The 13,301-nt window shown below is 71.2% G+C and carries 13 protein-coding genes; 9 read left to right on the top strand and 4 right to left on the bottom strand.

What is annotated here, in order from left to right; translation table 11 throughout:
- The first annotated feature begins 61 nt into the window (after window positions 1-61).
- The 7 genes from E1285_RS25240 (at window position 62) to E1285_RS25210 (ending at window position 7,670) form a co-directional block, all read left to right on the top strand.
- The gene (locus E1285_RS25240; RefSeq protein ID WP_243723034.1) at window positions 62-730 is read left to right on the top strand and encodes a hemolysin III family protein; all 669 of its coding nucleotides are present in this window, start codon (window positions 62-64) and stop codon (window positions 728-730) included.
- A 97-nt stretch (window positions 731-827) separates the two neighbouring features.
- A complete protein-coding gene (locus tag E1285_RS25235; RefSeq protein ID WP_132156220.1) occupies window positions 828-1,766 on the top strand; it encodes a bifunctional riboflavin kinase/FAD synthetase in 939 nt (312 codons plus the stop codon).
- A 204-nt stretch (window positions 1,767-1,970) separates the two neighbouring features.
- Window positions 1,971-2,240, top strand: coding sequence for a 30S ribosomal protein S15 (rpsO, locus tag E1285_RS25230; protein ID WP_021599383.1), 270 nt, complete (start codon window positions 1,971-1,973; stop codon window positions 2,238-2,240).
- A 340-nt stretch (window positions 2,241-2,580) separates the two neighbouring features.
- The gene (locus E1285_RS25225) at window positions 2,581-4,920 is read left to right on the top strand and encodes a polyribonucleotide nucleotidyltransferase (RefSeq protein WP_132156237.1); all 2,340 of its coding nucleotides are present in this window, start codon (window positions 2,581-2,583) and stop codon (window positions 4,918-4,920) included.
- A gap of 128 nt (window positions 4,921-5,048) precedes the next feature.
- On the top strand, window positions 5,049-6,359 hold the full coding sequence (locus E1285_RS25220; RefSeq protein ID WP_132156219.1) for a pitrilysin family protein: 1,311 nt from the start codon (window positions 5,049-5,051) through the stop codon (window positions 6,357-6,359).
- Window positions 6,360-6,396: 37 nt separating this feature from the next.
- The gene (dapB, locus tag E1285_RS25215; RefSeq protein WP_132156218.1) at window positions 6,397-7,134 is read left to right on the top strand and encodes a 4-hydroxy-tetrahydrodipicolinate reductase; all 738 of its coding nucleotides are present in this window, start codon (window positions 6,397-6,399) and stop codon (window positions 7,132-7,134) included.
- Window positions 7,134-7,670, top strand: a complete 537-nt coding sequence (locus E1285_RS25210) for a transglutaminase family protein (RefSeq protein WP_132156217.1) — start codon at window positions 7,134-7,136, stop codon at window positions 7,668-7,670. Before dapB ends, E1285_RS25210 begins: the two co-directional genes overlap by 1 nt.
- 248 nt (window positions 7,671-7,918) lie before the next feature.
- On the opposite strand, the gene E1285_RS25205 is transcribed toward E1285_RS25210, so the two are convergent.
- Both E1285_RS25205 and modA read right to left on the bottom strand, forming a co-directional pair.
- Window positions 7,919-8,584 (bottom strand): Uma2 family endonuclease, encoded by a 666-nt coding sequence (locus E1285_RS25205; protein ID WP_165966752.1) that lies wholly within the window; start codon window positions 8,582-8,584, stop codon window positions 7,919-7,921.
- A gap of 95 nt (window positions 8,585-8,679) precedes the next feature.
- Entirely contained in the window at window positions 8,680-9,459 is a 780-nt protein-coding gene (modA, locus tag E1285_RS25200; RefSeq protein WP_132156215.1) for a molybdate ABC transporter substrate-binding protein, read from the bottom strand.
- 112 nt (window positions 9,460-9,571) lie between these two features.
- Between modA and E1285_RS25195 the strand changes: the two genes are divergently transcribed.
- Both E1285_RS25195 and E1285_RS25190 read left to right on the top strand, forming a co-directional pair.
- Window positions 9,572-10,264, top strand: a complete 693-nt coding sequence (locus E1285_RS25195) for a uracil-DNA glycosylase (protein ID WP_132156212.1) — start codon at window positions 9,572-9,574, stop codon at window positions 10,262-10,264.
- An 88-nt stretch (window positions 10,265-10,352) separates the two neighbouring features.
- Window positions 10,353-11,363 carry a hypothetical protein gene (locus E1285_RS25190; RefSeq protein WP_132156210.1) on the top strand — a complete coding sequence of 337 codons (1,011 nt, stop codon included), beginning with the start codon at window positions 10,353-10,355 and terminating at the stop codon, window positions 11,361-11,363.
- On the opposite strand, the gene E1285_RS25185 is transcribed toward E1285_RS25190, so the two are convergent.
- Together E1285_RS25185 and E1285_RS25180 are read right to left on the bottom strand one after the other, a co-directional pair.
- Complete coding sequence (locus E1285_RS25185; RefSeq protein WP_132156235.1) at window positions 11,327-12,193, bottom strand: 1,4-dihydroxy-2-naphthoate polyprenyltransferase; 867 nt, start codon at window positions 12,191-12,193, stop codon at window positions 11,327-11,329. The two genes, E1285_RS25190 and E1285_RS25185, sit on opposite strands and share 37 nt — an antisense overlap.
- Window positions 12,194-12,227: 34 nt before the next feature.
- Window positions 12,228-13,301: MFS transporter (locus E1285_RS25180; RefSeq protein WP_132156208.1), on the bottom strand; the 1,074-nt coding region annotated here is incomplete at its 5' end.

Here is a 13,301-nt window from a genome sequence, read left to right as displayed (position 1 = left end):
ACGACTCAACCTACGCCCAAGTAACCTACGTAACCGTAGGTTCGTTGGGTAGGAGGTGCTTGTGACCACAGTGAACGACCACCCCCCGGTGGCGTCGCCCACCCGTCCCCGGCTGCGCGGCTGGCTGCACGTCGGCGCGTTCCCCGCGGTCCTCGTCGCCGGGCTCGTGCTCGTCGCGCTCGGCCCGACCGTTCAGGCGCGGCTCGCGTCGGCGGTGTACGTGGCGGCGTCGGCGCTGCTGTTCGGAATCTCGGGGACCTATCACCGGCAGACCTCGCACCGGCTGATCGAGGTCCTGCGACGCTTCGACCACGCCAACATCTTCCTGATCATCGCCGGTACCTACACGCCGTTCGCCGTCCTGTCGCTGGACGGCGGCGTGCGGGTCGCCGTTCTCGTCACCGTCTGGACGGGCGCCGTCGCGGGCGTCCTGTTCCGGACGCTCTGGATCGACGCGCCGCGCGCCCTCTACGTGACCCTCTACATCGTGCTCGGCTGGGTGGCCGTGCTCTTCCTGCCGCAGTTCCTGTCCGGCGCCGGCCTCGCGGCCTGCCTCATGATCGCGATCGGCGGCGTCTGCTACAGCGTCGGGGGAGTGGTGTACGGGCTGCGCCGCCCCAACCCCTCGCCGCGCTGGTTCGGTTTCCACGAGGTCTTCCACGCCTGCACGCTCGCCGCCTACATCCTGCAGTACATCGCCGTGTCCCTGGTCGTGTACCGATCCGGCTGACGCTGGGGGCCCCTGGGTGCGACGTCCCTCGCCCGCGCATGGCACTCTAGGACGACGGAGATACCCGGGCAGCTACGTCCTACGCAGGGAGAGAATGGTGCGGCGCTGGAATGGCCTCGGCGAGGTTCCCGCAGACTGGGGCCGTTCAGTGATCACGATCGGCGTGTTCGACGGTGTGCACCGCGGCCACCAGCGGATCGTCGGCACCGCGGTGGCGGAGGCCCGCCGCCGCGGACTGCGGTCGGTGGTCATCACCTTCGACCCGCATCCGGACGAGGTCGTCCGCCCCGGCACGCACCCGCCGCTGCTGGCCGGCACCAAGCGCCGCATCGAGCTGCTGGAGGGCCTCGGCGCCGACGCCGTCGTGGTCGTGCCCTTCACGCTGGAGCTGTCGAGGATGCCGCCGGACGAGTTCGTCCAGTCGGTCCTGGTCGACCGCCTCCACGCGGCCCACGTGATCGTCGGCGAGGACTTCAGGTTCGGGCACAAGGCCAAGGGCGACGTCGCGCTGCTGCGGGAACTCGGCGACAAGTACGACTTCACCGCGGAGGGCATGCCGCTGGTGGCCAACGGCGGGACGATCTCGTCCACCTACATCCGCGAGCGGCTCGACGCCGGCGAGGTCGATCTGGCGGCGGGGGCGCTCGGCCGTCCGCACCGCGTCGAGGGCATCGTCGTGCGCGGCCATCAGCGGGGCCGCGCGCTCGGGTTCCCGACCGCCAACCTGGAGACGCTGCCGCACACCGCGATCCCCGCCGACGGCGTCTACGCCGGCCGGCTGGTCTGCGACTCCGGCCGCTATCCGGACTTCCGCTGGCCGGCCGCGATCTCGATCGGCACCAACCCGACGTTCGAGGGCGTGGAGCGGACCGTGGAGGCCTACGCGCTGGACCGCGACGACCTCGACCTCTACGGCGAGCACATGGCCGTCGACTTCACCGCCCGCGTCCGGGACACCCTGAAGTTCGACTCGGTAGAGGCCCTCATCGACCAGATGCACCTCGACGTAGACCGAATCAGAGAGATCACGTCCTGAGGCCCGTCGAGGCGCAGGCCGCCCAACGGGCACTTTGGGTCGGTCTTGCAGCCAACATGGTACGGTGAAGAGTCGCCGGGAAGGGTCCTGGCGCGGCTGGCTGCACCCTCATGCGGCCCGCCACTCTCTCAAACACGCACCATGCGGACCGGCTCGCCCGGCGGGCCCCGGATCTGCGGGTGACGATTTCATCGAAGGAGCCACGTGTCGCTCGACACCGCCACGAAGAACCAGATCATCGCCGAGTACGCGACCACTGAGGGTGACACCGGATCCCCGGAGGTCCAGGTCGCGCTGCTGACGCGCCGCATCAACGATCTGACGGAGCACCTCAAGGAGCACAAGCACGACCACCACAGCCGCCGCGGCCTCCTGCTGCTGGTCGGCCGTCGTCGCCGGCTCCTGAAGTACCTCTCCAACAAGGACATCAACCGCTACCGGCAGCTGATCGAGCGACTCGGCCTGCGCCGCTAGGACCGAAGGGAGTGGCCCGCCGGGCCGCTCCCTTCGTTTATTGGCCGGCGGGGCGCGCGCGTCCCGGCCGGCCACGCCGGGGCCGGGACGCGTGGCCCCGCACAACGGCCGCCCCGGCCGCGAGACCGCGGGCGGGCCGCAAAACTGCAGACAAGCCTCGCGGACACCGCTGGTGCGGGCCGGTCCTCGGTAGTGGCTTCCGGATCCGTTCCGCCGCGTCGGCGGAGATCTCGATCCGGGTGCTTCGATCGAAGACCGGCAGCGTGCGAAACCAACGGGAAACGGCCGCGAGGACCGACTTGGAATCCTGAGGAGGTTTCCCGTGAGTGAAGCCGTGCGCATCGACGGTGCGCAGACCACTGAAGCTGTGATCGACAACGGTACGTTCGGCACCCGCACCATCCGCTTCGAGACGGGCCGGGTGGCCCGCCAGGCCGCCGGCTCCGCCGTCGCCTACCTCGACGACGAGACGATGGTGCTGTCGGCGACGACCGCGTCCAAGAAGCCCAAGGACAACCTGGACTTCTTCCCGCTGACCGTGGACGTCGAGGAGCGGATGTACGCCGCCGGGCGCATCCCCGGCTCGTTCTTCCGCCGCGAGGGCCGTCCCTCCGAGGACGCGATCCTGACCTGCCGGCTGATCGACCGGCCGCTGCGCCCGTCGTTCACCAAGGGCCTGCGCAACGAGATCCAGGTCGTCGAGACGATCATGGCGCTGAACCCCGAGCACCTGTACGACGTCGTGGCGATCAACGCCGCCTCGATGTCCACGCAGCTGGCCGGCCTGCCGTTCTCCGGCCCGATCGGCGGCGTCCGCGTCGCGCTGATCGAGGGCCAGTGGGTGGGCTTCCCCACCCACCCCGAGCTGGAGCGCGCCACCTTCGACATGGTGGTCGCCGGCCGCGTGCTGGCCGACGGCGACGTCGCGATCATGATGGTCGAGGCGGAGTCCACCCGCGACACCCTCAAGCTCGTCGGCGAGGGCGCGACCGCGCCGACCGAGGAGACCGTCGCGGAGGGCCTGGACGCGGCCAAGCCGTTCATCAAGGTCCTGTGCAAGGCGCAGAGCGACCTCGCGGCCGTCGCCGCGAAGGAGACCGCCGAGTACCCGATCTTCCTGGACTACCAGGACGACGTCCTCGCCGCCGTCACCGACGCCGTCAGCGGGGACCTCGCGCAGGCGCTGACGATCGCCGGCAAGCAGGAGCGCGAGGCCCGGCTGGACGAGATCAAGGCCGGTGCCGCCGAGAAGCTCGCCGAGACGTTCGAGGGGCGCGAGAAGGAGATCTCGGCCGCCTACCGCGCCGTCACCAAGAAGCTGGTCCGGGAGCGGGTCGTCCGCGACGGGCTGCGCATCGACGGCCGCGGCCTGAAGGACATCCGCCAGCTCACCGCCGAGGCCCACGTCATCCCGCGGGTGCACGGCTCGGCGCTGTTCGAGCGCGGCGAGACCCAGATCCTGGGAGTGACCACGCTGAACATGCTCCGCATGGAGCAGATGATCGACACGCTGAACCCCGAGCGCACCAAGCGCTACATGCACAACTACAACTTCCCGCCGTACTCCACCGGTGAGACCGGCCGGGTCGGCTCGCCCAAGCGCCGCGAGATCGGCCACGGCGCCCTCGCCGAGCGCGCCCTGATCCCGGTGCTGCCGACCCGCGAGGAGTTCCCGTACGCGATCCGGCAGGTGTCGGAGGCGCTCGGGTCCAACGGGTCCACCTCGATGGGCTCGGTCTGCGCGTCCACCATGTCGCTGCTGGACGCGGGCGTCCCGCTCAAGCAGATGGTGGCGGGCATCGCGATGGGCCTGATCAACGAGGGCGACGAGTTCGTCACGCTCACCGACATCCTCGGCGCCGAGGACGCGTTCGGCGACATGGACTTCAAGGTCGCCGGCACCCGCGACGTGATCACCGCGCTGCAGCTCGACACCAAGCTCGACGGCATCCCCGCCTCGGTGCTGGCCGCCGCGCTGAAGCAGGCCAAGGGCGCCCGGCTGGCGATCCTGGACGTGATGCAGGAGGCCATCGAGGCGCCCGCCGAGATGAGCCCGAACGCGCCGCGGATCATCACCATCAAGGTCCCGGTCGACAAGATCGGCGAGGTCATCGGCCCCAAGGGCAAGATGATCAACTCGATCCAGGACGACACCGGCGCCGACATCACGATCGAGGACGACGGCACGATCTACGTCGGCGCCACCGACGGGCCGTCCGCCGAGGCCGCGCGGCAGGCGATCAACTCGATCGCCAACCCGCACATGCCGGAGGTCGGCGAGCGGTTCCTCGGCACCGTCGTCAAGACCACCACGTTCGGCGCGTTCGTGTCGCTGCTGCCCGGCAAGGACGGCCTGCTGCACGTCTCGCAGATCCGCAAGCTGCACGGCGGCGCCCGGATCGAGAACGTCGAGGACGTGATGGGCGTCGGTGAGAAGATCCAGGTCGAGGTCACCGAGATCGACCAGCGCGGCAAGCTGTCGCTGGTCCCGGTCGAGGTGGTCGAGCGCGAGGCCGAGAACGCCGGCTCGGGCGACGGCGCCGCCGCGCCCGCCGCGGCCGCCGACTCCTCGGGCGACGACTCCGGGGAGGGCCAGGAGCGGGGCGACGACGACGGCGAGCGCCGTCCGCGCCGCCGCCGCACCCGCCGCGGCGACGACTCCGGCCAGCGCAACTCCTGACCAGTGCCGGTGACCGGCCGGCCCCGCCGTGTAACAGCCAAGCGCAGCTCGCCCTTTGAAAGGGTGGCTGGGGGCTGTGACGGCAGGGCCGGCCGGTCGTTTTCCCCTCAACGGAATGTGAGCGATTCGTGACCCTGCCGGCGCGGGCGCAGGAGCCCGGCACCACCATCATGGTCCACACCGAGGGCACCGGCGCCGTGCGCCGCACCGTCCTTCCCGGTGGGCTCCGCGTCATCACCGAGACGATGCCGACCGTGCGTTCGGCCGCGTTCGGCATCTGGTCGGCGGTCGGCTCCCGCGACGAGGCGATCGCCGACGCCGGCGCGAGCCACTACCTGGAGCACGTGCTGTTCAAGGGCACGAGGCGGCGGTCGGCGCTGGAGATCTCCGCGGCGATCGACGCGGTCGGCGGCGACCTCAACGCGTTCACCGCCAAGGAGTACACCTGCTACTACGCGCGGGTCCTGGACTCCGACCTGCCCCTCGCCGTGGACGTGGTCTCCGACATGGTCGCGGCGTCGGTCAACCGCCCGGAGGACGTCGAGGCCGAGCGCGGCGTGATCCTCGAAGAGATCCACATGCGCGACGACGACCCCGGCGACCTGATCCACGACGAGTTCGCCACCGCGCTGTACGGCGACACCCCGCTGGGACGTTCCATCCTCGGCACCGAGGACTCGATCAACACGCTGTCGCGGGACCGGATCCACGGCTATTACCGGGAGCACTACGTCCCGTCCAACCTGGTGGTGTCGGTGGCGGGCAACATCGACCACGACGAGGTCGTGCGGCTGGTCTCCCAGGCGTTCGGGGAGCACCTGGCCGGCGACGCCGCGCCCGCCGCGCCCCGCCTGGACGGCACGCCCGCGCCGATGGACCCGCGCAAGGTGGTGATCGACAAGGACACCGAGCAGGCGCACATCATCCTCGGCGGCGCCGGGGTCTCCCGGACCGACGACCGCCGGTTCGCGCTCGGCGTCCTCAACGCGGCTCTCGGCGGCGGCATGTCGTCCCGCCTGTTCCAGGAGATCCGCGAGAAGCGCGGCCTCGCGTACTCCGTCTACAGCTACACCGCCCAGTACGCCGACTCCGGCATCTTCGGCGTCTACGCGGGCTGCCAGCCCGCCAAGGCCGAGGAGGTCCTGTCGATCTGCCGCGACGAGGTCGGCAAGGCCGCCACCGAGTGCCTCACCGAGGAGGAGCTGGAACGGGGCAAGGGGCAACTGCGCGGCGCGATGGTCCTCGGCCTGGAGGACACCGGCTCCCGCATGAGCCGCATCGGCAAGAGCGAGCTGGTCTACGAGTCCCTGCTCTCCGTGGACGAGGTCCTGGCCCGCATCGAGTCCGTCACCCTCGACGACGTCCGCGCGGTGGCCGACGAAGTCCTGGGCACCGAGCAGGCCCTGACGGTGATCGGCCCGGTGGGCGACGGCTTCTGACGGTAGGCTCGGGCGCGACGCCAACGGGGAGGAACACGTGATCAAGGTCGGGGTGCTGGGCTCGCGGGGCCGGATGGGCGCCGAGGTGTGCCGTGCCGTGCAGGGGGCCGGCGACATGGAACTCGTCGCGGCCGTCGACCAGGGTGACGCGTTCGACGCGCTGACCGCGGCCGAGGTCGTCGTCGACTTCACCCACCCGGGCGCCGTCATGGACAACCTCAAGTGGTGCGTCGAGCACGGCTTGCACGCCGTCGTCGGCACCACCGGCTTCGAGCCGTCCCGCCTCGACACCGTCCGCTCCTGGCTGACCGACGCGTCGACGGGCAACGTCATCATCGCGCCGAACTTCGGCATCGGCGCGGTCCTCATGATGCACTTCGCGCAGAAGGCGGCCCCGTTCTTCGAGTCCGTCGAGATCGTCGAGACCCACCACCCGAACAAGGCCGACGCCCCGTCCGGGACCGCCTACCGCACCGCCGAACTGGTCGCCGCCGCCCGCGCCGAGGCCGGCGCGTCCGCGTCCCCGGACGCCACCACGTCCGAGGTCGAGGGCGCCCGCGGCGCCGACGTGGACGGCGTCCGCGTGCACGCCGTCCGCCTCTCCGGCGCCATCGCCCACCAGGAGGTCCTCCTGGGCGGCCACGGCGAGATCTTCACCATCCGGCACGACGCGATGGACCGCGAGTCGTTCATGCCGGGCGTCCTGCTCGCCGTCCGCAAGGTCCCGGAACTCGACCGCCTCACCCTCGGCATCGAGTCCCTCCTCGGCCTCTGATGGACTTCGCAGACCAGTCCTGGGACTATCTCGCCGCGTCCGAGGCGATCGACATCGAGCACCCGCTCGTCCAGGCGGTCGCCTCGGACATGCGAACCGGCGACGACATCGCCTACGCCCACTCGGCCTTCGACCACGTCCGCGACCGGGTCGCCCACTCTATGGACGCGGGTGACCCCCGCGTCCCCTGGCGCGCCTCCGACGTCCTCGACCAGCGCACCGGCCTCTGCTATGCCAAGTCCCACGCCTTCGTCGCCCTCCTGCGCGCGGGCGGCATCCAGGCGGGACTGTGCTACCAGCACGCCGAGGGCACCCTGCACGGCCTCACGGCCGCCCTGATCGACGACCGCTGGGTCTACCTCGACCCCCGAGGCAACAAGCCGGGTGTAGACGTCGTTTTCTCTCCCTCCGAGAACCGCCTCGCCTACCCCGGCGACCCGATCCGCCCCACCGTCTACGCGGAGCCTCCTGCACCCGTTCTTGAGGCCCTCAAGACAATGTCCCGTCCCTCGGCGCTGTCCGCGGCCCTCGTATGAACGCCTGTTCCGCGTCACCCGCTGACTACGACCGCATCTGTGACGCCGTGGACGACCGGCCGGGCCGCGCAGTCCACGGCATCGTGCCCCGCCTGCCCGTCGAGCCGGTCACCTGACGGAGGCCGCCCGGACGAGCCGGTGGGGCGGGCGTGCAAGGTCAGGCCGGTCCGTTCGCTTCCGCCAGGGCGCTGTAGAACTCGACCAGAGCGGCGAAGTCGGTTTCCGCCCGCGCGTTCGGTGTATGGTCCTCAGATTCTCTGCCAGGGTTCCCATTCGTCTGTGGGGATCTCCAGGCCGAACGGGTCGGGCAGTTTGACGGGCTCCCCGAACTCCCAGCTCACCGCCGCCCGGTACTCGCCGGTGGCGGTGTCGGGCTCGGTGAACAGCGTCGTCCGCGCTTCCTTGGGGTCGCGGTCGACCAGCAGGTAGAACGGGATGCCGACCCGAGCGTAGCCGTTCCACTTGCTCGGGCCGCCGCGTCGCATGCCCGGGCGGCGGTCGTCCGGGGCGGTGCTCGGCGAGGTGACCTCCAACACCAGTTCGAGGTGTTCGGGGAGGACCTTCTTGAGCTGGGCCGTCATGGCCCGCCGATCGTTGTCGTTGCTGAGAACGCAGAGATCTGGGATGTAACCGTCGTGGATGTCGCTCAGGTTCAGGTCCTGGGTCTGAACGCATCGCCAGGGGAAGGCGGGGTCCCGCAGCTTGGCGGCGAGGAACTCCTCGTTGATGGTGCGGACAATGACGTTGTGGGCGTAGTCCGGCCCTGGTGACACGACGATCTCCCCACCGATGAGTTCGACTCGGGTGCCGTCGTGGGGGAGATCCAGTACGTCGGCGAGCTCGTCCTGCAGCCAGAGGTTGTAGGGGGTGTCGGGGAGCTCGCGGTGGTGGTGAACAGTAGCAAGAATGCTCACTTTGGGTGTTTCCTCCATCACGCTCGGCTCCCGGCAGTTTAGAGACCGTGTGTAGTCAGCGTACCCGGATTCGGTGATCCCGTCCGGGAGCCGGGTCAGCGGGGCGAGGGCGGGGTGACGAAGCCGTACTTGTTGAACAGTTTCTGTGCGGCCGGTGTCGTCAGCCAGGAGACGAACGCGTTCGCGGCCTCCTCGTGGTCGCCGCCCTGGACGGTCGCGGCGGAGAAGGCCGCGGTGACGTTCAGGTCCGCGGGGATGGGGACGCTGCTCGCGGCGACGCCCGCCGACCGCAGGTCGGTGATGAAGACGATGCCCGCGTCGGCCTCACCGGCCCGTACCCGGTCCAGGACGGCCCGCGCGCTGATCTCCTGCGAGCTCCACCGGACGGTGAGATCCGCCTTCGTGAGGACCTGGCGGGTGTAGCGGCCCACCGGGACGCTCTCGGCGCCGACCACCACCCGCAGCCTCGGCCGGGCGAGGTCGCGCAGACCGCGGATGCGGCGGGGGTTGCCGGGACCGACCGCGATGGTGAGCGAGTTGTGGGCGATGGTCCGGCGGTGGTCCGTCAGGTAGTCGTCGGGCTCCTCCATGCTCGCCATGTCCGCGGTCACCAGGACGTCGCCCGTATCCTGGCCGGACAGCCTGTCGATCATCTCGGGCATGGCGCCGAATTCGAACCGGACCTTGGCGCCGGGGTGCGTCTGCCCGTAGGCCGTCCCCATCTCCCCGAACGCCTCCTTCAGCGACGTGGGCGCCAGCACGGTCAGCGTCGTCGGCCCGGAGGCGCCGCCGCAGCCCGCGGCGAGGGCGGACAGGACGAGTGCGACGAACATCGCGGGCGCGGGGAGACGCCGCCGACCGGGGGAATCGGGCATATGGCCTCATCCTAGGGTCGGTGCCCCTTCGCTCCCGTGATTGGCCGTGGCGTGTCAGTGGTTCGCACTAGTGTTGCCGGCAATTGAAGATCACGTCCGCGGAGGCCCGACGATGTCCCTCGACCTGATGGAACTGCTCCCCGGCGACTGGCGGCGGCGGCTCGACCCGTTGCTCGACCCGCTCGCCACCGCCGCGCTGGGCGCGTTCGTCGCGGGGGAGTACGACGCGCAGACCGTCTACCCGCCGCGCGAGGACCTGTTCAGCGCGTTCCGGCACTGCCCGTTCGACGGCGCCCGCGTCCTGATCCTCGGGCAGGACCCCTACCACGGCCCCGGCCAGGCGCACGGGCTCAGCTTCAGCGTGCGCGACGGCGTGCGCCTGCCGCCGTCGCTGCGCAACATCTACAAGGAACTGGCCACCGACCTCGACATTCCCGCCGCGGCGTCCGGTGACCTGACCCGCTGGGCCGATCAGGGCGTCCTGCTGCTGAACGCGGTGCTGACCGTCCGCGGCGGCGACGCGGGTTCGCACGCGGGCAAGGGCTGGGAGGACTTCACCGACGCCGCGATCCGCGCCCTTAACGACAAGAGCGAGCGGGTGGTGTTCGTGCTCTGGGGCGCCTACGCGCGCAAGAAGGCGCGGCTCATCACGGGGGCGCACCACACGGTGATCGAGTCGGCGCACCCGAGCCCGCTCAGCGCGAAGAAGTTCTTCGGGACGCGCCCGTTCAGCGCCACGAACAAGGCCCTGGTGGACGCCGGCCTCCCCGAGATCGACTGGAATCTGGCGACGCACGCAAGCTGAGCGGTTCACCCGTACGGGGGAGCCGGCACGAAGGGTTTCCCCCTGCGGCGGGAAGCGGTGTTCGAGGGGGCCCCGGCACCGTTGAAGCATGACGACCACAGCTCAGCCGCACCTGGAGCGGACACGCGCCGTGCAGGGCGGTCCCGGCCCGCTCCGCCTGGCGGTCTTCATGGCGACCGTCGCCGCGTGCGTCCCCTACCTGGCTCTCAAGGCCGCCTGGCTGTCGGGCAGCACGATCGGGTACATCGACGTGGACGCGGCCGGGGGGTCCGTCCTCTACGCGGGCAACGCGATCACGATGGGCATGGACGCGATGGCCGTCGCCGTCGCCGCGGCGTTCACGTTCCGCTGGGGGCTGCGCATCCCGGCGTGGCTGGTGCTGGGGCCCGCCTGGGTCGCCACCGGGTTGCTCGCGCCGATCGTGCTGGCCGTCCCGCTGGGCACCGTCCTGCAGGTGGTCTTCTCGTCGGAGCCGTTGACCGCGTCCGGCAATGCGATGCAGGGCTGGGTGTACGGCGTCGTCTACACGGGCTTCACGCTGCAGGGCCTTGGTCTTGTCACCGCGTTCGCGCTGTACGCGCGAAGCCGCTGGGCCCATGTCTTCAAGGGCCGTACCCAGGACGTCGCCAAGGGCACGACTCACCGGGTGCAAGTGCTCCTGGCCTGCGCGGCGGGCGTGCCCGCCGTCCTGTACGCGGCCGTCCAGCTCTTCTGGTCCTTCGGGGCGACGGCGGGCCTCGGCGCCGAACGGGCCGATCACCGGACCGCTGTGCAGCAGCTGGCCGACGGGGTGGGCGGCCTGCTGGCGCTCGCGGGCGCGGTGGCACTCCTGCTGATCGTCCGGCGGGCCGGGCTGCGGCCGGTGTTCCCGCTGGCGGTCGCCTGGACCGGCGCCGCCGCCGCGTTCGCGGATTCGCTCTACGGGCTCCTGACGATGCCGGCCCAGCCGGCGCTCGACGGGCCGGAGCCGACGACCGCGCTCAACCTGGCGGCCGTGTGCGGGGTGTCCGCCGGGCTCCTCATGGGGATCGCCGGCGCCTTCCTGCTCGCCGAGAGGGGCGCTCAGAGGGCAAGGCCGATGGCCAGCAGCACGCCGTAGGCGATCTGGAGCCGGCCGGTCTCGCCCAGCACGGGGATCAGGTCGGGACCGGTCGCGCCGTTCATCACCTTCCGGGTGGGCGGCAGCGACAGCGGCGCCGCGAGCAGCGCGATCAGCACCCACGGGTGCGGGGCGGCCAGGACCAGGACGAACATGAACGGCAGCGCGGTGCACGCCGCGTACAGGATCCGGGTCCAGGGGCCGCCGAGCAGCACGGCGAGGGTCCGCTTGCCCGATTCGCGGTCGGTGGGGATGTCGCGCAGGTTGTTGGCGACGAGCAGCCCGCAGGCCAGCAGCCCGATCGGCACCGCCGCCACCCACGCCTCCCACGGCAGCCCCTCGGCCTGCACGTACACCGTCCCGACGACGGCGACGAGGCCGAAGAAGACGAACACCGACACCTCGCCGAGCGCCCGGTAGCCGTACGGGTTCTTGCCGCCGGTGTAGAACCAGGCGGCGAGGATCGCCAGCGCGCCGACCAGCAGCAGCCACCAGGTCGTCACGGCGGCGAGCACCAGGCCGGCGACGGCCGCGGCGAGGAAGCTGCCGAGCGCGGCGGCGAGGACGTGTTTCGGCGGCGCGGCCCTGGACCCGACGAGGCGGAGCGGCCCGACGCGTTCCTCGTCGGTGCCGCGGACGCCGTCGCTGTAGTCGTTGGAGTAGTTCACCCCGATCTGCAGGACGAGGGCGACGAACGCGGCCAGGAGGGCGCGCCACCAGACGGCGTGGCCGTCGCCCGCGGCGACGCCGGTGCCGACGGCGACGGGGACGAGGGACGCGGGCAGGGTGCGGGGCCGGGATCCGGCGACCCATTGGGAGAGCGTGGCCACAGTCACCGCTTGTTCTCGTGGGACGACAGGGGGACTAGCGCTTCGATTCTTCCCGATGATCAGCGCTGGGGCGAAGCCGCAGCGACATGGCGAGTCCCAGCGCGAGGATCGCCGCGGTGGTGAGCGAGGCGTGCCGGGCGGCGACGGCCAGGCTCTCGTCCGCCGCGCGCGCCTCTGCGGCCAGCCCGGGATCGGCGTGCAGTTCGCGTCCGTACGTCCCGGCGCTCTCCCGCAGGTCGTGGGCGATGGCGGCCTGCCGTTCCGGGGACAGTGAGGAGTCCGACAGGCGGTCGGTCATCGCGTGCCCGAGGCTGGTCGCGAACACCGTTCCGATGGCGGCGATGCCGAGCGCCGCGCCGACCTGCCGGGCCGTGGACTGGGTCCCGGACGCCTGCCCCGACTGCTCCGGGGGGACGTCCGCGAGCGACACGTTCGTCAGCTGCGCCGAGGTCAGCCCGAGGCCCACCCCGTACAGCAGCATCCAAGGCGCGAGCCCCGGCCCGCCGGTGGTCGCCGAGATCGTGAGGCCGAGCGTGACGACGGCGGCGACCTCCAGCACCATGCCGATCTGGACGACCCGGTGCGCGCCGTGCTTGTTGGCGAGCCTGCCCGCGTACCCGCCGGCGAGGAAGGCGCCGACGGCGAGCGGCAGGATCGCCACGCTGATCTGCAGCGGGCTCGTGCCGTGCACGCCCAGCAGGAACAGCGGCAGGACGAACAGCAGCCCGAGCTCGCCGACGTTGATCAGCGCCGACGCCAGGTTCCCGCGGCGGAAGTTCGGTATCCGGAACAGGTCCAGGTCGAGCATCACCGCCCGTCCGGCCGCCGCCCGGGACCGCTCCACCACGATCAGCGCCGCGATCAGCACGGCGGCGAGGCCGAGGACGACGGGCACCGGCGACAGCCCGCCCTCCGGCCAGCCCAGCCCGGCCATCGTGAACGGGCGCGTCGCGGTCCACCAGCCGTACGTCTGGCCCTCGATGATCCCGCACACCAGCGCGCCGAGGCCGAGCGCGGACAGCAGCCCGCCGGGCCAGTCGATCTCGCGCCGCGCGCTCCCGGCCCGTAGCAAGAACGCCGAGCGTGGCTTGCCCTCGGGAAGGGGGGG

The organism is Actinomadura sp. 7K507 (genome assembly GCF_004348425.1).
Taxonomy (GTDB): domain Bacteria; phylum Actinomycetota; class Actinomycetes; order Streptosporangiales; family Streptosporangiaceae; genus Spirillospora.
This window is presented reverse-complemented; position numbering and strand designations above follow the sequence as displayed.

Bases quoted from the DNA above. Each gene is read 5' to 3' on its own strand.
- E1285_RS25210 (WP_132156217.1), top strand. From the start codon at position 7,134: ATGGACTTCGCAGACCAGTCCTGGGACTATCTCGCCGCGTCCGAGGCG.
- modA (WP_132156215.1), bottom strand. From the start codon at position 9,459: ATGCCCGATTCCCCCGGTCGGCGGCGTCTCCCCGCGCCCGCGATGTTC.
- E1285_RS25195 (WP_132156212.1), top strand. From the start codon at position 9,572: ATGTCCCTCGACCTGATGGAACTGCTCCCCGGCGACTGGCGGCGGCGG.
- E1285_RS25190 (WP_132156210.1), top strand. From the start codon at position 10,353: ATGACGACCACAGCTCAGCCGCACCTGGAGCGGACACGCGCCGTGCAG.